Annotated in this window: 20 protein-coding genes; 11 read left to right on the top strand and 9 right to left on the bottom strand. The window is 71.6% G+C overall.

The features are described 5' to 3' along the window. Positions 1-57: 57 nt before the first annotated feature. Positions 58-690: an NADPH-dependent FMN reductase gene (locus tag ACZ5PB_RS07730; protein WP_468688728.1), complete on the bottom strand. Its 633-nt coding sequence runs from the start codon at positions 688-690 to the stop codon at positions 58-60. A 289-nt stretch (positions 691-979) separates the two neighbouring features. Between ACZ5PB_RS07730 and ACZ5PB_RS07725 the strand changes: the two genes are divergently transcribed. Together ACZ5PB_RS07725 and ACZ5PB_RS07720 are read left to right on the top strand one after the other, a co-directional pair. Further along, complete coding sequence (locus ACZ5PB_RS07725) at positions 980-1684, top strand: hypothetical protein (RefSeq protein WP_468688726.1); 705 nt, start codon at positions 980-982, stop codon at positions 1682-1684. Between the two features lie 88 nt (positions 1685-1772). Next, entirely contained in the window at positions 1773-2552 is a 780-nt protein-coding gene (locus ACZ5PB_RS07720; RefSeq protein WP_468688724.1) for a class F sortase, read from the top strand. 22 nt (positions 2553-2574) lie between these two features. Here ACZ5PB_RS07720 and ACZ5PB_RS07715 read toward each other — a convergent pair whose 3' ends face one another. From ACZ5PB_RS07715 to ACZ5PB_RS07705, 3 genes are read right to left on the bottom strand one after another with little or no spacing between them, the layout of a single operon-like run. Continuing rightward, positions 2575-3360 (bottom strand): sulfite exporter TauE/SafE family protein, encoded by a 786-nt coding sequence (locus ACZ5PB_RS07715; RefSeq protein WP_468688723.1) that lies wholly within the window; start codon positions 3358-3360, stop codon positions 2575-2577. A gap of 37 nt (positions 3361-3397) precedes the next feature. Next, entirely contained in the window at positions 3398-3619 is a 222-nt protein-coding gene (locus tag ACZ5PB_RS07710) for a hypothetical protein (RefSeq protein ID WP_468688721.1), read from the bottom strand. A 48-nt stretch (positions 3620-3667) separates the two neighbouring features. After that, positions 3668-4936, bottom strand: coding sequence for a ferredoxin reductase family protein (locus ACZ5PB_RS07705; protein ID WP_468688924.1), 1269 nt, complete (start codon positions 4934-4936; stop codon positions 3668-3670). A gap of 383 nt (positions 4937-5319) precedes the next feature. Here ACZ5PB_RS07705 and ACZ5PB_RS07700 point away from each other — a divergent pair, with 383 nt between their 5' ends. Further along, on the top strand, positions 5320-5643 hold the full coding sequence (locus tag ACZ5PB_RS07700) for a putative quinol monooxygenase (RefSeq protein WP_468688719.1): 324 nt from the start codon (positions 5320-5322) through the stop codon (positions 5641-5643). A gap of 52 nt (positions 5644-5695) precedes the next feature. On the opposite strand, the gene ACZ5PB_RS07695 is transcribed toward ACZ5PB_RS07700, so the two are convergent. The 3 genes from ACZ5PB_RS07695 to ACZ5PB_RS07685 are packed head-to-tail and all read right to left on the bottom strand — an operon-like array spanning position 5696 to position 8357. Continuing rightward, positions 5696-6424: a response regulator transcription factor gene (locus ACZ5PB_RS07695; protein ID WP_468688717.1), complete on the bottom strand. Its 729-nt coding sequence runs from the start codon at positions 6422-6424 to the stop codon at positions 5696-5698. A gap of 29 nt (positions 6425-6453) precedes the next feature. Then, positions 6454-7698: a sensor histidine kinase gene (locus tag ACZ5PB_RS07690; protein WP_468688716.1), complete on the bottom strand. Its 1245-nt coding sequence runs from the start codon at positions 7696-7698 to the stop codon at positions 6454-6456. Positions 7699-7706: 8 nt separating this feature from the next. Further along, positions 7707-8357, bottom strand: a complete 651-nt coding sequence (locus ACZ5PB_RS07685) for a sensor domain-containing protein (protein ID WP_468688714.1) — start codon at positions 8355-8357, stop codon at positions 7707-7709. A gap of 136 nt (positions 8358-8493) precedes the next feature. Between ACZ5PB_RS07685 and ACZ5PB_RS07680 the strand changes: the two genes are divergently transcribed. From ACZ5PB_RS07680 to ACZ5PB_RS07670, 3 genes are all read left to right on the top strand, one after another. After that, on the top strand, positions 8494-9078 hold the full coding sequence (locus ACZ5PB_RS07680; protein WP_468688712.1) for a TetR/AcrR family transcriptional regulator: 585 nt from the start codon (positions 8494-8496) through the stop codon (positions 9076-9078). Between the two features lie 135 nt (positions 9079-9213). Next, entirely contained in the window at positions 9214-10044 is an 831-nt protein-coding gene (locus ACZ5PB_RS07675; RefSeq protein WP_468688710.1) for an SDR family NAD(P)-dependent oxidoreductase, read from the top strand. Between the two features lie 34 nt (positions 10045-10078). Further along, the gene (locus ACZ5PB_RS07670; protein ID WP_468688708.1) at positions 10079-11050 is read left to right on the top strand and encodes an oxidoreductase; all 972 of its coding nucleotides are present in this window, start codon (positions 10079-10081) and stop codon (positions 11048-11050) included. A gap of 10 nt (positions 11051-11060) precedes the next feature. Here the strand turns inward: ACZ5PB_RS07670 and ACZ5PB_RS07665 are convergent, their stop codons facing one another. After that, positions 11061-11474: a VOC family protein gene (locus ACZ5PB_RS07665; RefSeq protein ID WP_468688706.1), complete on the bottom strand. Its 414-nt coding sequence runs from the start codon at positions 11472-11474 to the stop codon at positions 11061-11063. A gap of 105 nt (positions 11475-11579) precedes the next feature. Between ACZ5PB_RS07665 and ACZ5PB_RS07660 the strand changes: the two genes are divergently transcribed. From ACZ5PB_RS07660 to ACZ5PB_RS07640, 5 genes are all read left to right on the top strand, one after another. Then, complete coding sequence (locus tag ACZ5PB_RS07660; RefSeq protein WP_468688705.1) at positions 11580-12221, top strand: hypothetical protein; 642 nt, start codon at positions 11580-11582, stop codon at positions 12219-12221. Between the two features lie 130 nt (positions 12222-12351). After that, positions 12352-13650, top strand: a complete 1299-nt coding sequence (locus ACZ5PB_RS07655) for an ABC transporter substrate-binding protein (protein ID WP_468688703.1) — start codon at positions 12352-12354, stop codon at positions 13648-13650. 65 nt (positions 13651-13715) lie between these two features. Then, positions 13716-14618, top strand: coding sequence for a carbohydrate ABC transporter permease (locus ACZ5PB_RS07650; RefSeq protein ID WP_468688922.1), 903 nt, complete (start codon positions 13716-13718; stop codon positions 14616-14618). A gap of 6 nt (positions 14619-14624) precedes the next feature. Beyond that, positions 14625-15461, top strand: coding sequence for a carbohydrate ABC transporter permease (locus ACZ5PB_RS07645; protein WP_468688702.1), 837 nt, complete (start codon positions 14625-14627; stop codon positions 15459-15461). Positions 15462-15579: 118 nt separating this feature from the next. Beyond that, complete coding sequence (locus tag ACZ5PB_RS07640) at positions 15580-16740, top strand: alkaline phosphatase PhoX (RefSeq protein ID WP_468688700.1); 1161 nt, start codon at positions 15580-15582, stop codon at positions 16738-16740. Here the strand turns inward: ACZ5PB_RS07640 and ACZ5PB_RS07635 are convergent. Further along, positions 16710-17702 (bottom strand): ArsR/SmtB family transcription factor, encoded by a 993-nt coding sequence (locus ACZ5PB_RS07635; RefSeq protein ID WP_468688920.1) that lies wholly within the window; start codon positions 17700-17702, stop codon positions 16710-16712. The two genes, ACZ5PB_RS07640 and ACZ5PB_RS07635, sit on opposite strands and share 31 nt — an antisense overlap. Positions 17703-18088 lie beyond the last annotated feature (386 nt).

Here is an 18088-nt window from a genome sequence, read left to right as displayed (position 1 = left end):
CGGCCCTGCCGGCTCCGCCGAGGTCGGCGGGGCCGTGGGGCCGTGGGGCCGTGGGCGTCAGGCCGCGAAGGGCCGGACGGTCTTGGCTTCGCGCAGGGCCTGGGCCCACCAGGTCAGCTTGTCCAGCAGGGACTTGGCGGCGGTCTCGCAGGCGTCGGGGTCGGTGTGCCGGCCGTCCTCGTCGAACTGGCCCCACGGCCCGTGGAAGGAGACGGTGTCGCGGATGGTCACCGCGTGCAGCTCGGCGAAGACCTGGCGCAGGTGCTCGACCGCGCGCAGGCCGCCGGAGAGGCCGCCGTAGGAGACGAAGCCGACGGGCTTGGCGTGCCATTCGGCGTTGTACCAGTCGATGAGGTTCTTGAGGCCGGCCGGGTAGGAGTGGTTGTACTCGGGGGTGATCACGACGAAGGCGTCGGCGGCCGCCAACTGGGCCGATGTCTTCGCCAGTTCGGCCCGGACGGCATCGGAGGGGTTGAAGGAGAGGGAGGTCGGCAGGGCGACGTCCGCCACGTCCACCACGTCGATCTCCAGCCCGCCGAACTGCTCGGCCCGGGAGAGGAACCACTGCGAGATGACCGGGGCGAAGCGGCCCTCGCGGTTGCTGGCGACGATGACGGCGACTCGAACGGGCTTGTCCGCAGGGGAGTTGGCGGTGGCGGTGGTCTCGGGTGCGTTGCTCGCGATGTCCATGCCGAGAAGATTCCAACCTCAAGCATGATTGAGGTCAAGCGCGCCCGGAAGTTTCTTGCCCGCCCGGTCGCACGGGCCCTCCCGGACCGCCCCGTCACCCATTCGGTCCGGTCGGCGGGCTGATCCCCCGTCACCGCCGCTGACCTGCCCGAACAGGCTGGCGTACGGGTGACGGGGTGGCTCACGGCCGCCCACAGGCCACCGTCTCGGCAGGCGCGCCGGGCCCGGCGCCGCTTATCTCGGAGGGAGAGGTACGACGAGTACGAGCGGGACGCCCCCGGAGGACCCCATGCGCAAGCCACCCGCCCGACGCCGACACCGCCGCGCCGACGTCCGTGTCCGCGTCCGGACCCGCAGCGGCGTGGTGGCCGGCGCGGTCGCGGTCGCCGCACTCGCGGTCGGCGGGACGGCCGCCCACGCGGCGGGTCACGTGGCGGATCACGCGATGGCTACCGCAGCGGCTCCCGCCCCCGCCCCCGCCGAGAACGACGAGAACGCCGGGAACGCCGAGACCGGGCAGCTGGAGTTCAACCCGGAGACCGTCTCCCCCGGCACGGAGGTCACCGTCAACACCACCGCGTGCGGGCCCCACCAGGCCGGTGCCGGTGACGCCAGCTCGCTCGGCCTCGGCGAGTTCCCCATGAAGACCGCCACCCACAAGGAGGTGCTGGTGGGGAAGTTCACGGTGCCCGCCCACACCGCCAAGGGCGAGTACGGCATCAGCGTCTCCTGCGCCGACGGTGTGAAGGCCGCGATGGGCGAGCTGTGGGTGACGGCGGGGTCGTCGGACTCCGACTGGCCCGGCCCTTCCCCCTCGCACACCAGCAGCCCCTCCACTCCCACCGGGCACGTCCGTACCGGTGTCGGCGGCGGTACGTCCGGCCCCGGCACCCCCCAGATCGCGGCGGGAGCGGCCGTACTGGCCGCGTCCGCCGTGGGCGGCAGCTGGCTGCTGCTGCGTCGCCGGGCGAGGGAGACGCAGCAGCGCGGCTGAACCGCCGCCCCGTGTCCCCGCCCCGCACCATGAGTCCCGGGCGGGGACACGGGCCGTACGCACGAGTGCACCAGTGGGAGTGCCCCCAATGCCTGTGACTCCGCCGCACGGATTCCCGCGCCGCCCCGCCGACTCCGCCAGGCCCGACTTCACCAAGCCCGGCTTCACCAGGCCCGACTCCACCAAGTTCGACTCCGCGAGGCTCCGCACCCAGTGCGCCCTGATCGCCATCGCCGCGCTGACGGGGCTGTGGCTCGTGCAGGAGGGCGTGTCCGACGGCAAGGCACCGCCGCAGCCGACCGCCGCCGAGGCGTTCGCCCCCGGCCGCGCGGACCGCACGGGGACCCGGACCGGCGAACGGCCCGCCGCCGTCGCTCCCGCCCCCGCCCCGCTCCCGCCGTCCGACCCGGTCCGGCTGCGCATCCCGCAGATCCGCGTGGACACCCCCGTGATGCGGCTCGGTCTGGATGCCGGCGGCGGTCTCGACGTACCGCCCGAGGACAACCCCAACATCGCCGGCTGGTACGGGGACGGCACCCCGCCCGGCACCGCCGGCACCGCGATCGTCGCCGGTCACGTCGATACGTCGAGCGGTCCCGCCGTCTTCTACCGGCTCGGCTCGCTGCGCAAGGGCCACACGGTCGAGGTGCTGCGCAAGGACGGCCGCACCGCCGTCTTCACGATCGACGCGATCGAGGTGTACGACGCCCAGGAGTTCCCCGACCGCAAGGTCTACGGGAAGGCCCTGCGCCCCGAACTCCGGGTGATCACCTGTGGCGGCGGCTTCGTCGAGGGCCAGGGGTACCGGGGCAATGTGGTGGCGTACGGGCACCTCACGGGGGTGAAGGCGGTCACCGCACGCGGGTAGCAGGTCCGGGACGGGCCCCGTCTCAGACCGCCACCCACTGGTCGTACGCCAGCTTGGCCACCAGCGTGAACACCACCACCAGCAGCACCACCCGCACGAACCCGCTGCCCTTCTTGAGCGCGGTGCGCGCCCCGAACATGCCGCCCGCCAGGTTGAACACCGCCATCAGCAGGGCGAGTTGCCACAGCACGTAGCCCTGATAGGCGAACATCGCGAGCGCCCCGGCGTTGGTGCACACGTTGACGATCTTCGCCGTCGCCGAAGCCGTGACCATGTCGAAGTGCAGGATCGCGGTCAGCGCGAGCACCAGGAAGGTGCCGGTGCCCGGCCCGAACAGGCCGTCGTAGAAGCCGATTCCGCAGCCCGCGAGGAGGATCGCGGCGAGGATCCGCTGCTTGGTGGCGGGGCCGGTGGCGGGCGCGGTGCCGAAGTTCGGGCGGAAGATGACGAAGGTGCCGACGCCCACGAGGACCACCATGATCATGGGCCGCATGACCTCGTTGCTGATCCCGGCGGCGAAGAACGCCCCCGCCATGGACCCGGCGAGCGCGGCGAGCCCGATCCGTACCGCGATCCGCACGTCGATCGGTGCCTTGCGGACGTACGTGATCGCCGCGCCCGTGGTGCCGACGATCGCGACCGCCTTGTTCGTACCGAGCGCGAACGTGCTCGCCATGGACCCCGGCAGCCCCATGACCAGGGCGGGCAGGAGCAGCAGTCCGCCGCCGCCGACCACCGCGTCGACCCAGCCGGCAACGGCTGCCGCCAGACAGAGGAGGACGACGGCGGTGATCGATATATCAGGCATGAGCACGACAGTACGGAGCGCAGATGCCCTGGACCACTTACTTGATGGAAAGTTGAGCAAGATCGGAACTGCCGGAACCGTCGGAACCGGTCACGGCCGGACCCCTGTCGGGCGCGGGCGGAGCCGCCGGTTCCACGGCCACGGCCAGGAAGGTCGCGGCGAGCGCGCTCACGCCGAAGAGCCCGGCGGCGACCTGCCGACGGGCCCGGCCTGCGACGGCGGCGGTACGAACGGGGACGGGTCTGCGGTGGCGGGCCATGGGTGTGCTCTCCGGAAGGGGTGAAGGAGCGGCAGGAGGAGGCGGGGGCTAGAAACTGAAGACCTCGGCGTGGATACGGGACTCGGGCACGCCCGCCCGTACCAGCGACGCGGTCGCCGCGACCGCCATCCCCGGCGGCCCGCACAGGTACACGTCGTGCTCCGCGATGTCGGGCAGCAGGTCGCGCAGCGCCTGCGGGGCGAGGGGGTCGTACGCCGCGTCGGAGGCGCCGAGCAGGAAGTGCAGCCCCGCCTCCCTGACCCGGGCGATCTCCTCCAGTTCCGCCCTGAGCACCAGCTGGGCGGCGTTGTTGGCCCGGTAGAGCAGGGTCAGTTCGCCAGGGCCGCCCGGCAGGGTCTCGAAGAGTGCCCGCATCGGGGTGATCCCGACGCCTCCCGCGAGCAGCAGCACCTTGCGGCGGGTGCGCCGGTGGGCGGTCATCGCGCCGAAGGGGCCGGTGGCCAGGACCCGGGTGCCGACCCGCAGCCTGCGCAGCCGCCGGGTGTGGTCCCCGGCCGCCTTGACCGTGATCCGCAGGGTGTCGTCCTTCACGGGCGCGGACAGCGAGAACGGCAGCGCCGTGTGCCACACCCTGCGTTGCAGGAACCGCCACCGGAAGAACTGCCCCGGCTCGGCCCTCAGTTCGTCGAGCCCGATGCCCTGCACCACCACCGACACCACACCGGGCGCCTCGTCGCGCACCTCACGCACCCGCAGGCTGTGCCGCAACGCCTGCCGCACCGGCACCACCGCCCGGTACCAGACCAGCAGCACCGCCACGCTCGCGTGCATCATCGCCCACACCCACAGCACCAGCGGATGCCCCGCCACGTCGGGCCCGACCAACTGGTGCGCGAACCCGAGACCGGCCCCGAGGTACGTCAGCAGGTGTACGGCCCGCCAGGTCTCGTGCCGGACCCTGCGGCGCACCGAACGGGCCGAGGTGACGCCCACCGCCGCCAGCAGCAGCGTGCCGAGCACGGCCGCGAGGATGCCTCCGTAGCCGAGCAGTTCCACCCCGGCCGTGAACAGGTCCGTCCCGCTGTGCGCGGCGTACCCGCACAGGGCGAGCAGTCCGTGGCCCGCACACAGGGACAGTACGTACCGTCCGCCCAGCGCGTGCCAGCGGGCGAGCCGGTCCGCGCCGACCCCGTGCTCGACGGCGGGCACCCGCGCCATCAGGAAGAGCATGACGAGCACCCCGTAGCCCGCGAGCAGCCCGCTCAGGTGCGCCCCGGACGCGAACAGCACATCGAGCCGGAACGACGGCACGGCCTGTACGCCCCACAGCAGACAGACGGCCCCGAGCCCGGCCACGATGCCGGTGCGGACGGTACCGGGCGTCAGGCGCGGGGGTGCGGACACGGACGGCACGGCGGCCACGGCTGCGGCGGACCCGGCACCCCAGGGGACGCCTGCGACGGGGGTCACCGCAGGAGCGGCAGGTACGGCGGGGGCAGAAGGAACAAAGGGAGCGGCAGGAGCCGCCGGGGATGCCCGGGTGGCGCCCGGGCGGGACAGGTATGCCGTCAGGGCGGGATAGGCATCCGTCGGCGGTGGGGTGGCCTCGATCGTCACAAGCGGCAGACTAGGGGCAGCGATGCCCGCGAAATCGCTGGTCAGAGGCGTGCGAGCGGATCCTTAAGGCGGCCTTGAGGGAGGGCTGAAGGATGGTTAACCGGGCGCCCTAGAATGGGTCGATGATCTTTATTGTCGTGAAGTTCCCCGTTAAGCCCGAGTACTCCGATTCGTGGATGGACCATGTCGAGGCGTTCACCGCCGCGACGCGCGCCGAGCCCGGCAACCTGTGGTTCGAGTGGTCCCGCAGTGTCGAGGACGCCGACTCGTACACCCTGGTCGAGGCGTTCCAGGACGACGCGGCGGCGGCGCACGTCGACTCGGACCACTTCCGTGCCGCCATGGAGACCATGCGGCCGCTGTTGCGCAGGACGCCGGAGATCGTCAGCACGACGATCGAGGGGCAGACGGGCTGGAGCACGATGGGCGAGCTGACGGTCGACTGAGACCGGAACCGCACGAGGGGAAGGAGGTGCCCGGGGGCAGCCCGGTTTCCTCCTACCCCTCCAGGTACCTGAGGACGGCCAGCACCCTCCGGTGGCCGCCCTCCTCCACCGCGAGGCCCAGCTTGGCGAAGATGTTCGCCACGTGTTTCTCGACCGCCCGCTCGGTCACCACGAACCGGTCCGCGATCGACTGGTTCGTCAAGCCCTGTGCCATCAGGCCGAGCACCTCGCGCTCGCGCGGGGTCAGCCCGTCCAGCGCCGACCGCCGGCGGCTGGCGCCGAAGAGCTGGGCGACCACCTCCGGGTCGAGCGCGGTGCCGCCCGCCGCGACGCGGCCGATCGCGTCCACGAACTCGCCGATGTCGACGACGCGCTCCTTCAGCAGATAGCCCACGCCGGCGGCACCCCGGCCGCCGCCTGCACCGGCGCCACCGCCTGCGCCGCCCAGCAATTCCGCCGCGTACCGCGTCTCCACGTACTGCGAGAAGATCAGCACGCCGACCTCGGGCCGGGTCCTGCGCAGCCGTACGGCCGCCCGCAGCCCTTCGTCGGTCTGCGTCGGCGGCATCCGTACGTCGGTCACCGCCACATCCGGACGGTGCTCGTCCACCGCCGCCAGCAGACCCTCCGCGTCACCGACCGCCGCGACCACCTCCACACCGCGCATGCCGAGCAGTTGCACGAGGCCGTCGCGCAGCAGCGCGGAGTCCTCGGCGATGACGACGCGCAGGGGCACTCGCGGTGCGCCTGGCGGCGGTGCGGCGGCGGGTGATGGATCCATGGGCCGGGGAACTCCCTCTCACGGTGCGGTTAGCCGTACGGCAGCACGACAGCGATCACCGTAGGCCCACCGGGCGGACTGTCGCACTCCAGCGTCCCGTCCACCGCCCGGATCCGCCCCAGCAGTCCGCTCAGCCCGCTGCCCGCGCCGACCACCGCTCCCCCGCGCCCGTCGTCCCGTACCACCAGCCTCAACTCACCCTCCGCTCCCGTCACTTCCACCCGTACCTCGCTCGCGCCGCTGTGTTTGGCGGCGTTGGCGAGGAGTTCGGCGGTGCAGAAGTAGGCGATGGACTCCAGCGCCGGGGACGGCCGCACGCCGATGTCCGTCGTCACGGTCACGGACAGCGGGGAATCCGCGGCCAGGGTGGCGAGGGCGGCGTCGAGGCCCTGGTCCAGGACGGGCGGGTGGATGCCCTTGACGAGGTGGCGGAGGTCGGCGACGGCCTGTTTGGCGTTGTCCCTGGCAGTCTCGACGAGAGCGAGTACCTGCTCCTTCTCCGCGCCGCCCGCGACGAGTTCGCGGATCATCGTGAGGTGCATGCCGAGGCCGACGAGGCGGACCTGCGTCCCGTCGTGCAGGTCGCGCTCGATCCGCCGGAGGGTGGCCGCCGCGTCCTCGACGGCCTGCGCACGGGTCTCCTCCAGGGTGCGGATGCGCCGGTCGGCGGCGCCGGGACCCAGCAGTGCGCGCAGGACGATCTCGTACGGTACGAGGGCCCGGCGGACCAGCCAGGGGGCGAGGGCGAGCAGCAGCGCGCCGAGTGCGACGACGGCCGCCCAGCGGGGCCAGGTGTCCATCTGCACGCCGAAGAATTCGAGCGAGACGTGCCGCTCGCTGCCGTCGGGGCCGTACTCCGTGGCGTAGTTGAGGTGCCGGAGGAAGGGGTGCAGCAGGTAGAGCACCCCGAAGACGTAGCCCATGGCCGCTGCCGCCAGGACGGGCAGCGCGAGCAGCGGTGCGGCGAAGGCCCAGCCGACGGCCCGCCAGCCGGCCCGGTCGGCGAGCGCGGCCCGCCGCCACCCGAGCAGCCCGGACTGCTTCGGCTGTACGGGGGTCTCGACGTCCACTCCCAGCAGTCCTCGCGCCAAGCGGCGCTGGAAGGCGCCCAGCCCGGCCGCGCCCCGTACGGTCAGCGCGAGCAGCCACGGCCCGAGCGCGGTGACGGAAAGGGCCCCTCCGGCGAGCAGCCCGGCGAGCACCAGCCCCATGCCCGCCAGGGCGAGCGGCAGGGCGAGGAGTGCGTACAGAAGGGCGGGGGCGTGACGGCGCATGGTGGCCACTAAAGCTGATGGATGATCGGTACGGACAACAGCCCGCAGAACGCCGCCACGGCGAGCGCGAGAGCGACGGTCCGCGCGAGACCGGTGCGGTCCCGGCCCAGCAGCCCGGCCGCGAGCCGCACCTGGAGCGCGGCGAACCCCTTGGCGATCCACGGCGTCAGCAGCAGGAATCCCAGCCCGCCCGCGATCCCGTGCACCGCCCACGCGCCGGCCATGGTGGGGCCGCCCCAGGAGTCGGTGGGGTCGTTGTCGGGGCGCAGCGGATAGCCGAGGTTGATGGCGACGACGAACCAGCAGAAGAGGACGAACACGGCGGAGACGAGCGCGACGGGTGCGGCGATCAGGGCGTGGACCACGCCGAGCACTCCGGACCGCTCGCGCACCTCGGTGCCAGGTTCCTCCCCCAGCGGCTCCCCCAGCACCCTGCGGACCAGCCAGAACTGGATCCGGCCGACCGGTGCGCCGACGAGGGCGAGCGGGATGCAGAGCAGGGCCGTGGGCAGGGCGAGCACGAGGTACGCGACCCGGCGCCAGGTGGCCGCGCGGAACGGCTCGCGCAGGATCGTCCTCGGGGCGGGGAAGCGGCGTCGGGCGGCGCGGGGCGGGGTGCCCGGTGCGCGGTGAGGGGCTTTGGCGGTGTCGGTGTTCATGTCTCAAGGCTGTCGGGCGGGGGTCCTCGGATCGACCGTGCCAGTACGGCGGTCGGGGGTTCGGTTTACCCCACCCCTGCCTGCACACTGCCGTCTTTCTTGACTGGTCGTTCTGGATTGGACTAGGGTCTCGTTCGTGGCCAGGACCAAGGAATTCGACCCCGATGCCGCACTCCAGTCAGCCCTCGAACTGTTCTGGCAGCGCGGTTACGAAGCGACCTCGATGGCCGATCTCGTGGACCGGCTGGGCATCGGGCGCGCCAGCATCTACGCCACCTTCGGCAACAAGCACGAGCTCTACCTGAAGGCCCTCGACCGGTACGCCCAGTCGAACAATCCACGCCTGCTGGACGAACTGTCCCAGCCGGGCTCCGCACTGCCGGCCGTGCGCGCGGTGGTACGCCGCTTCGCCGCCGAGGCGGGCTCCGAGGAGTGGCGCCTCAAGGGCTGCTTCGTCACCAACACCGCCGCAGAGCTGGGGCCGCACGACCTCGACGCGGCGCGCCGGGTGGACCACAGCTGGACCCACATCGAGACGCTGCTGCACTCCGCGCTCGTACGGGCGCAGGCGCAGGGCGAGCTGCCGGAGGGGCGGGATCCGCGTGCGCTGGCGCGGCTGCTGCTCGTACTCCTGCAAGGGATGCGGGTGACGGGCAAGGCATCCAGCGATCCGGCCAGGGTGCGGGACGCGGCCGAGCAGGCGCTGACCCTGCTGGACTGAGACCGCACCACCGCGCCGCCACATCACCGCACCGTCACATCACCGCACCACCATCGGGACCCGTAGCCGGGGTCCCGTTTTTCCGGCATCGATATTTGACCGATCGTTCTTTATAGAGAGACGGGAATCCTCCTCATGACTACCGCCACCGCAACCGCCTTCGCCACCCCCACCCGCGCCCGCTTCTCCGGCCGTACCGCGCTCGTCACCGGCGCCGGTTCCGGTCTCGGCCGGGGCATCGCGCTCGCCTTCGCCGCCGAGGGCGCCCGGGTGGTCGTCGCCGGGCGCACCGCGGCTCCGATCGAGGAGACGGTCGCGCTGATCGCGGCCGCCGGGGGCACCGCCGCCGCGTTCACCGCCGACGTGACACGGGCCGAGGACGTCACCGCACTGGTCGCGCACACCGTCGAGAAGTTCGGCCGTCTCGACATCGCGGTGAACAACGCCGGGGTCTTCCGGGGCGGCGCCCCGGTCGCCGACCTCCCCGCCGAGGACTGGCAGACCCTCCTCGACATCAACGTCACCGGGGTCCTGAACGCACTGCGGGCCGAGGTCCACCAGATGCGCGCCCAGAACCCCCGCGAGGACGGCGGTGCGGCCCCCGGCACCAAGGGCGTGATCGTCAACATCGCCTCCAACCTCGGCGCCCACACCCGCATCCCGAACGTCACCGGCTACCTCACCTCCAAGGCCGCCGTGTCCGCGCTGACCAGGGGTGCCGCCCTGGACCACATCGCCGAGGGCATCCGGATCAACGCGGTCAGCCCCGGCGCCTCGGAGTCCGCCATGTCGCTGCGGCCCGGCGAGACGGACGCCGAGCGGGCCGTCCGGATGAAGTCGGAATCGCCGCTCGGCCGGATCACGACCGCCTCCGAGGTGGCGGCGGCCGTGCTCTACCTGGCCTCCGACGACGCCGCGTCCTCCGTCGGCACGGACCTGGTCGTCGACGGCGGGGCCTCCGCGTAGCCCCTGGTCACCTCCCGGCTCGTACGCTGGCCGCATGACTACCGGCTGGAACGCGAGCGACATCCCCGACCAGACCGGCCGCACCGCGGTCGTCACCGGCGCCAACAGCGGCATCGGTCTGGTCACGGCCCGGGAGCTCGCCCGTCGCGGCGCGCACGTGATCCTCGCGTGCCGCGACGAGGGGCGGGGCAGGGCGGCGGAGGAACACGTCCGGCGCGAAGTCCCGGGCGCGTACGTGGAGTTCAGGCCGCTCGACCTGGCGGACCTGTCGTCTGTACGGGAGTTCGCGACGTCGTACGCGAAGCCCGGCACCAGCGACGGCACAGGCGTCGCCGCCGACTCGCCCCGCCTCGATCTCCTCATCAACAACGCCGGAGTGATGGCCCTCCCCCGTGGCCGCACCGTCGACGGTTTCGAGACGCAGTTCGGGGTCAACCACCTGGGCCACTTCGCCCTCACCGGGCTCCTGCTCCCCCACCTGCTCGCCACCCCGCGCGCCCGCGTGATCAGCCTGTCCAGCTCACTGCACGCACTGGCCAACATCGAGATCGGCGATCTCAACAGCGAGCACCGCTATCAGCGCTGGATCGCGTACGCCCGCTCCAAGTCGGCCAATCTCCTCTTCGTGCACGAGCTCGCCCGCCGTCTGCACGGCACCTCGGACCTGCTCGCCGCCGCAGCCCACCCGGGCTACGCGCACACCAACCTGATGACGGCGGGCCCGAACATGGAGGGGCGCAGGCGGATCGCCGGAATCATCGACACGGCCACCCGGTTCCTGGCCCAGAGCGCGGAGGCGGGCGCACTGCCCACCCTCTACGCGGCCACCGCCGCCGAGGTGCGCCCCGACTCCTTCACCGGCCCCCGCCTCCAGGGCTGGCGCGGCGCACCCGCCCCGTCGTGGCGCGCGCCCTGGACCCGTAACAACATCGCCGGTGAGCGGCTGTGGGCGGCATCCGAGCAGCTCACCGGCGTCACGTACCCGAAAACGGGCACCGACGCGTGACGCGCAGGGCTCAGCCCTCGACGACCGACGGGTCCATCCACATGACCTCCCAGTTGTGCCCGTCGAGGTCCTGGAAGGAGCGGCCGTACATGGTGCCGTAGTCCTGCGGGTCCTTGGAGTGCGTACCGCCGGCGGCGAGGGCCGCGTCGCACAGCTCGTCGACCTTGGCGCGGCTCTCGGCGCTCAGCGCGATGATCGCCTCGGCGCGGGTCGAGGTGTCCGCGATCTCCTTGGGCACGAACTCCTTGAAGCGCGGCTCGTTCAGCAGCATCACGACGATGGTGTCGCTGATGACGATCGAGGCGGTGTTGTCGTCGCTGAACTGCTTGTTGTGCGCGAAGCCCAGCCGGGCGAAGAAGTTCCTGGAGGCCTCCACGTCCTTGACGGGAAGGTTCACGAAGATCATCTGCTGGTACTGCGACATGGTGTGGTCTCTCGTCTCTCTCGTCCGGCGCGGCCCCACTGCCGCCGCCTTTCACAGATGTAGACCGGGGGTGATCCGAAAACTCATCGCCCCACGGGAAGAAAAATGCCAAAGAATTCGAACGGCGTCCCCTCGGAAGACCGGGCCTCGAAAGACCGGGCCTCGGAAGGCCGGGCTCCCGCCGGCAGGAGCATCGTCGAGAAGCTCTCCGGCGAGGCCCTGTACGCCGAGACCGGCAAGGACTGGCCCGCCTGGTTCGCCGCACTGGACGCCTGGGACGCCACCACCCGCACCCACACCGAGATCGCCCGCCACCTCGTCGAGGAACACGGCGTCGGCGGCTGGTACGCCCAGTCCGTCACCGTCGCGTACGAGCAGGAACGCGGGCTCCGCAAGCCCGGCCAGTCCTCCACGGGCGACTGGCAGGCAGGTGCGAGCCGTACGGTCGCCGCCGCTCCCGCCCCCGCCCTGGAGGCCTTCACCGACGAGGCGGTACGCCGCCGCTGGCTGCCAGGGGGCGACTTCGCGCTCCGTACGCACCGGCCCGGCAAGTCCCTGACCGCCGACTACACCCACCCCCGGGCGGGCATCTCGGGCCGCCTCTCGGTCGGCGTCACCGCCAAGGGCGAGGACCGCACCGTCGTCGCCCTCGCCCACACCAAGCTCGCCGACGCCGAAGCCGTGGCGGCGGCGAAGCAGTTCTGGACGGCGCACCTGACAGCCCTGAAGGACCTGCTGGAGCGTTGACGGCAAAGGTGCCGGGAGACGGTCATGCCGTCGCAACACCCTGGCCGTAATCCCGTCGCATGGTTGATCGTTGGGCCGTCCGGCTTCACCATGGCCCGGTCCCGTCGATCAACCAGTGGGGGAACAAGGCATGTCCATCAGTCGCAGAAATCTCCTCGCCGCAGGTTCCGGCCTCGCCCTGACCGGCGCGCTCACCGCGTGCGGCTCCAACACCGGTCGCGGCGGCGGCAGTTCGACCCCGGGCCCGGACGGCGGGGACGGCCCCGGCGGGGAGGGGCTCGCCCAGTGGTACCACCAGTACGGCGAGTCGGGCACCGAGCAGGCGGTACGGCGGTACGCGGCGGCGTACAAGAAGACCAAGGTCACCGTGCAGTGGCGGCCCGGCAACTACGACCAGCAGACCGCCGCGGCCCTCCTCACCGCGACCGGCCCCGATGTCTTCGAGGTCAACGGGCCGAGCCTGGACCAGATCCGGGGCGGACAGGTCGCCGACCTCACCGACCTCTTCGACGGTGTCAAGGACGACTTCAATCCGGCCGTGCTCGCCCCCAAGACGTTCGACGGCAAGATCTGGGCCGTGCCGCAGGTCATCGACATGCAGCTGCTCTTCTACCGCAGGAGCATGCTGGAGAAGGCCGGCGTCCAGCCGCCCCGCACCCTCGACGAACTCGTGGACGCGGCGAAGGAGTTGACGGAGTCCGGCGACAAGAAGACCAAGGGGCTCTTCCTCGGGAACGACGGCGGCGTCGGCGCCCTGGGCGGCACCCCGCTCTACGCGGCGGGCCTCTCCCTGGTCACCGAGGACGGCAAGGTCGGCTTCGACGACCCGGCCGCCGCCCGCGCGCTCGGCAAGCTGCGGCAGCTGTACGCGGACAAGTCGCTGCTGCTCGGCGCGCCGACCGACTGGGCCGACCCGTCGGCGTTCGTCCAGGGGCTGACCGCGATGCAGTGGTCGGGGCTGTGGGCGCTGCCCGCCGTGCAGAAGGCGCTCGGGGACGACTTCGGGGTGCTGCAGTTCCCGAAGGACGGCGCGGGCGGAAAGCCTTCGGTGGTCATCGGGGCGTACGGGGCGGCGGTCAGCGCGCGCAGCAAGCAGGTGGCCGCCGCCAAGGAGTACGTCAAGTGGCTGTGGATCGAACAGGCCGAATTCCAGACGGACTTCGCCCTGTCGTACGGCTTCCACATCCCGGCCCGTATCTCCCTCGCCAAGAAGGCGGACAAGCTGAAGTCGGGTGCCGCCGCCGACGCGGTGAAGTACGCCACCGAGAACAGCTACGCCCAGCCGCTGCTGTGGACCCCGGCCGCACAGACCGCGTACCAGGACGCGCTGAGCCGCATCATCAAGGACGGCGCCAACCCGGACACCGAGCTGAAGACGGTCGTGCGCAAGACGAACGAGGAACTCCAGCGCGTGAAGAAGAAGCCGTAGTGAGCACGGGAACGGCTCCGGGGGCCCGGCGGAGATCCACGGCGGAACCCAAAGGACGGTCCAAGATCTTCGGCACCCAGAACCGCACCCTCTGGTTCTGGGTGTTCGTCGGCCCCTTCGCCCTCGGGCTCGGCCTCTTCACCTACGTACCGCTGCTGTGGAGCCTCTACCTCAGCTTCTTCGACGCGCACAACACCGTCTCCCCGACGGACTTCGTCGGCTTCGACAACTACGCGGCGATGCTGCGCGACGACGCGTTCACCAGCAGCCTGGGCACGTTCGTCCTGTTCACCGCGTTCATCGTGCCGGCGACGTACGCGCTGTCCCTGGCGCTGGCGCTGATGGTCAACCGGCTCCGCTTCGCGCAGGCATTCTTCCGCTCCGTGTTCTTCCTCCCGGCGGCCTGCTCGTACGTCGTCGCCGCCCTGATCTGGAAGATGTCGATCTTCAACGGGGTGCGGTTCGGGCTGGCGAACACGGTGCTCGGCTGGTTCGGCGCGGACCAGACCGCCTGGCTGTCGACCACCGATCCGCCCTGGTACTGGCTGGTCATCGTGACCGTACGGCTGTGGCTCCAGGCCGGTTTCTACATGATCCTCTTCCTGGCCGGGCTCCAGCGCATCCCGCCCACCCTGTACGAGGCCGCGTCCGTCGACGGCGCCCGCCCCGGCTGGCAGGTGTTCCGCCACATCACCTTCCCGATGCTGCGCGCCACCTCGGTCGCGGTCGTCCTGCTCCTGGTCATCAATGCCTTTCAGGCGTTCGACGAGTTCTACAACCTGCTCTCCGACTCGCGCGGCTATCCGCCCTACGCCCGCCCGCCGCTCGTCTACCTCTACTACACGGCGCTCGGCCAGGGGCAGAACCTCGGGCTCGGCAGTGCGGGCGCGATCATCCTGGCGCTGATCATCGCCGTCGTGACGATCTTCCAGGCCCGTTTCTTCGGCCTCGGCCGGAAGGAGGACTGAGACCCGATGGACGACGCTCTGGTACGGGTGGGACGGGCGCTGCGCGTGGTGCTGCTCGTCGCGCTCGCGCTGCTCTTCCTGGTCCCCTTCTACCTGCTGCTGCGCAACGGGCTGGCCACCGATGCGGAGATCACCTCCCCCGAGTGGACGTTCTTCCCGTCCGCCCTCCGGTGGGGGAACATCGGGGAGCTCTTCGACGACACGGCGATCCCCTTCGCCCGCTCGCTGCTCAACTCCTCGCTGATCGCCGTCGCCACCACCCTCGGCACCGTGCTGCTCGCCTCGCTCGCCGGGTACGGGCTGGCCCGCATCCCCTACCGGCACGCCCACAAGGTCTTCTACGCGATCCTGGGCACGCTGATGGTCCCGGCGGCCGTCACCTTCGTGCCCAGCTTCGTGCTGGTGTCCTCACTGGGGTGGATCTCCACGCTGCGCGGACTGATCATCCCGACGCTGTTCTCCGCCTTCGCGTGCTTCGTCTTCCGGCAGTACTTCCTGGGGTTCCCCCGCGAGCTGGAGGACGCGGCCCGCGTCGACGGGCTCGGCCACTGGCGTACGTACTGGCGGATCGTCGTGCCGAACTCGCGAGCGGTGTTCGCGGCGGTCGGCACGATCGTCTTCATCGGCGCGTGGAACGCCTTCCTGTGGCCACTGGTCATCGGCCAGGACCAGCGGTCGTGGACGGTGCAGGTCGCGCTGTCCACGCTGAACACCGCGCAGACCGTCAAGCTGCACGAGCTGTTCATCGCGGCGGCCGTTTCCATCCTGCCGTTGCTGCTGGTGTTCCTGTTCTTCCAGCGGTGGATCGTGGCGGGCGTGGAGAGGTCCGGCATCGACGACTGATTCTCCTTGTCTTCACCGGTAGTTGAGACACCGTCAACCCCTCGCGCCTAGGTTCCGGGGGCACACCAGAGCCGCATCGAAGCCCCTCCCCGTCCCCGGAACCATGGAGCGAGCACTCATGGAACGTCGTACCTTCCTGCGCACCGCCGTCATCTCCACCTCCGTCACCGCCTTCGGCGGCACCCTGTGGCGCGGCGCCGCCCACGCCGACCCGGCACAGCCGGGCACCGGCCCCTACGGCGCGCTCGGCAGCGCCGACGCCAACGGCATCCAGCTGCCGGCCGGCTTCCGCAGCCGGGTGATCGCCAGGTCGGGCCAGAAGGTCTCCGGCACCGGCTACACCTGGCACAACGCCCCCGACGGCGGGGCCTGTTACGCGGACGGAACGGGCTGGATATACGTCTCGAACTCCGAGATCAACCCGTCCGGCGGCGCGGGCGCCGTGCGCTTCTCCTCGACCGGCGCGATCACCGGCGCGTACCGGATCCTCTCCTCGACCCGGCAGAACTGCGCGGGCGGCAAGACCCCGTGGAACACCTGGCTGTCCTGCGAGGAGGTCGACCGGGGGTACGTCTACGAGAGTGACCCGTGGGGCGTGAAGGCGGCCCAACGCCGCGACGCCATGGGCCGCTTCAAGCACGAGGCGGCCGCCGCCGACCCCGACCGCAAGGTGATCTACCTGACCGAGGACGTCAGCGACGGCTGCTTCTACCGCTTCACGCCCACCAGCTGGGGCAACCTGGCCTCGGGCCAGCTGGAGGTCCTCAAGATGGGCTCCGGCACCAGCGGCCCCGTCACCTGGGCGAAGGTCCCCGACCCGTCCGGCGCGTCCAAGGCCACCCGCGACCAGGTCTCCGGCGCCAAGCGCTTCAACGGCGGCGAGGGCTGCTACTACGCGGGCGGCATCTGCTTCTTCACCACCAAGGGCGACAACCGGGTGTGGCGCTACGACGCCGCCGCGCAGACCCTCGACCTGGTCTACGACGACTCCCTGGTCACCGGCGGCTCCGCCCCGCTGACCGGCGTCGACAACGTCACCGGCACCTCGTCGGGCGACCTGTTCGTCGCCGAGGACGGCGGCAACATGGAGATCTGCGTGATCACCCCGGACGACGTGGTGGCGCCCTTCCTGCGGATCGGCGGCCAGTCCGGCTCGGAGATCACCGGACCCGCCTTCTCCCCCGACGGCAGCCGCCTGTACTTCTCCAGCCAGCGCGGCACCAGCGGCAGTTCGTCCGGCGGCATCACCTACGAGGTGACGGGCCCGTTCCGCGCGTAGCTCAGCGGCGCAGGGGCCGCCGCCCCGCCCCTGAGCAGGGCGGCGCCCAGCGGGGTCAGCGAGTGCAGTACGGCGCTGCCGTGCCGGAGTGTCACCACAAGACCCGCCTCCCTCAGCACGCACGCGTGCTGGCTGGCGGAGGCGAGGGACACTCCGGCCCGCACCGCGAGCTCGCTGGTCGTGCAGCCGTGGTCGATGGCGCGCAGCACGACCGAGCGGGTCTGCCCGACGAGCCGGCCGAGGTACGGGCTGGAGACGGTGGCGGGGGCGGGCGGCGGGGTGTGCGCCACCGGATAGACCAGCACCGGCGGCAGCCCGGGGTCGTACAGCATGACCGGCGCCCCCTGACAGAAGAACGACGGCTGGAGCCGCAGCCCGCGCCCCCGCAGGTGCACCTCGCGCTCCACCGGGTAGTCCGCCTCCAGCACGGGCGAGCGCCAGCGCAGCACCGGCGGCAGGGAGGCCAGCAGCGCGTCGGCACCGCCGTCGAGGAAGGCACGCCCCCGGGCGGCCCGGTCCGCCTCCACGCGCGCGTGCAGATGCGTCCAGTACGGGGCGACGGCCGCCCGGTGATAGTCGCCCAGGGCATCCACCAGCGGGCCGAGTCGCGGCGCCTGCGCCGCCTCGCCCTTCAGCAGGGCCACTTCGCCGTGCACCCGGCTGTCGGGGGTGGCCCGTACGGCCTCAAGCCCCTCGTCCCAGCCGTCCACGCCCTCCGCGGGGGTGAGGAAGTCGGGGAAGTAGCCGCGCTCGGGCACCAGGGACGCGAGCGTCCTCCTGGCGTCCCGGCCGACGCCGCCGCCGAGCCGGGTCCGCGCCTCCTTGCGCCACTGCCCGTACACCCGGCCGCCGCGCCGGTCGCGCAGCCGGTGGAAGCTGAGGACCGTCTCCCACAGGGCGTCCGGCCGGGGGGCGAGCCGCACCCGCGCGAGATCCTCCACCGTGAAGTGGATACGCAGCACCACCGGCCCAACTCCCCACCTTCGCCCGAAGGTTGCATCCGCAACCGTCCCGCAGACGAGTATGCACGCCCTCACACGCGGTCACCACGGCCTTTCGGCCAGAGTTGAAACGCCTCGCGGCAGCTGGGCCGAAACGAGAGGCTTTGTCATGTCGGGCACCGGAGCCGAACGGGTACCAAGAGGGTGGGGCGAAGGCCGTGGGGGGCTTCGTCGCACTTGACGGCGGTGTGCACGGCCGGCTCACCGGCCGCCCGACGGAGGTGCAGGGGCGCGTACCACGGGTGGGGATCCGAGGTGCGCGCCCCGCACCTCTCCTGCTTCGCCCGCCGTCCACTGCCCGTACTGCGAAGGTCCACTTTTCAACTGCCACTTCGCGCAGGTGGGTT

This window comes from Streptomyces sp. NPDC032721, from assembly GCF_055579625.1.
The sequence above is the reverse complement of the archived record's forward strand: the minus strand, read 5'-3'. Positions and strand labels throughout refer to the sequence as shown.

Excerpts from the sequence above, each read along its gene's own strand:
- ACZ5PB_RS07655 (WP_468688703.1), top strand. The coding sequence starts at position 12,352 with ATGTCCATCAGTCGCAGAAATCTCCTCGCCGCAGGTTCCGGCCTCGCC.
- ACZ5PB_RS07700 (WP_468688719.1), top strand. The coding sequence starts at position 5,320 with ATGATCTTTATTGTCGTGAAGTTCCCCGTTAAGCCCGAGTACTCCGAT.
- ACZ5PB_RS07660 (WP_468688705.1), top strand. The coding sequence starts at position 11,580 with ATGCCAAAGAATTCGAACGGCGTCCCCTCGGAAGACCGGGCCTCGAAA.
- ACZ5PB_RS07670 (WP_468688708.1), top strand. The coding sequence starts at position 10,079 with ATGACTACCGGCTGGAACGCGAGCGACATCCCCGACCAGACCGGCCGC.
- ACZ5PB_RS07645 (WP_468688702.1), top strand. The coding sequence starts at position 14,625 with ATGGACGACGCTCTGGTACGGGTGGGACGGGCGCTGCGCGTGGTGCTG.
- ACZ5PB_RS07730 (WP_468688728.1), bottom strand. The coding sequence starts at position 690 with ATGGACATCGCGAGCAACGCACCCGAGACCACCGCCACCGCCAACTCC.
- ACZ5PB_RS07725 (WP_468688726.1), top strand. The coding sequence starts at position 980 with ATGCGCAAGCCACCCGCCCGACGCCGACACCGCCGCGCCGACGTCCGT.
- ACZ5PB_RS07690 (WP_468688716.1), bottom strand. The coding sequence starts at position 7,698 with ATGCGCCGTCACGCCCCCGCCCTTCTGTACGCACTCCTCGCCCTGCCG.
- ACZ5PB_RS07715 (WP_468688723.1), bottom strand. The coding sequence starts at position 3,360 with ATGCCTGATATATCGATCACCGCCGTCGTCCTCCTCTGTCTGGCGGCA.
- ACZ5PB_RS07675 (WP_468688710.1), top strand. The coding sequence starts at position 9,214 with ATGACTACCGCCACCGCAACCGCCTTCGCCACCCCCACCCGCGCCCGC.
- ACZ5PB_RS07720 (WP_468688724.1), top strand. The coding sequence starts at position 1,773 with ATGCCTGTGACTCCGCCGCACGGATTCCCGCGCCGCCCCGCCGACTCC.
- ACZ5PB_RS07695 (WP_468688717.1), bottom strand. The coding sequence starts at position 6,424 with ATGGATCCATCACCCGCCGCCGCACCGCCGCCAGGCGCACCGCGAGTG.
- ACZ5PB_RS07685 (WP_468688714.1), bottom strand. The coding sequence starts at position 8,357 with ATGAACACCGACACCGCCAAAGCCCCTCACCGCGCACCGGGCACCCCG.
- ACZ5PB_RS07710 (WP_468688721.1), bottom strand. The coding sequence starts at position 3,619 with ATGGCCCGCCACCGCAGACCCGTCCCCGTTCGTACCGCCGCCGTCGCA.
- ACZ5PB_RS07640 (WP_468688700.1), top strand. The coding sequence starts at position 15,580 with ATGGAACGTCGTACCTTCCTGCGCACCGCCGTCATCTCCACCTCCGTC.
- ACZ5PB_RS07665 (WP_468688706.1), bottom strand. The coding sequence starts at position 11,474 with ATGTCGCAGTACCAGCAGATGATCTTCGTGAACCTTCCCGTCAAGGAC.